At 62.1% G+C, this 206-nt stretch carries 1 protein-coding gene; it reads left to right on the top strand.

Going from position 1 to position 206, the window contains the following annotated elements:
* Positions 1-65: 65 nt before the first annotated feature.
* The coding region (locus CH42_RS15840; RefSeq protein ID WP_306455186.1) for an ABC transporter permease subunit at positions 66-206 on the top strand (141 nt) is incomplete at its 3' end.

The following is a 206-nucleotide window of genomic DNA, read 5'->3' as shown; positions in this document are numbered from 1 at the left end:
CACCCGAGTCCCCATCTTGATCGCTCGCCGCAAGCGTCAAATGTGTAAAAGAGACAGGACCATTCGTGGGGACCCACGTGTTCCGCAACGCGGGCATCCCGACCCTGCCCCTGCTCGCCACCATCACTGCCTATTTGCTCGGTGGCGCCGTGATCGTCGAGACGATTTTCAACGTGCCCGGGCTGGGCTCCTTCATGGTGACGGGC

This window comes from Leucobacter musarum subsp. musarum (assembly GCF_001273845.1).
GTDB classification, from domain to species: Bacteria; Actinomycetota; Actinomycetes; order Actinomycetales; family Microbacteriaceae; genus Leucobacter; species Leucobacter musarum.
Note: the sequence above shows the minus strand (reverse complement) of the source record. Positions and strands in the feature narration are given on the sequence as shown.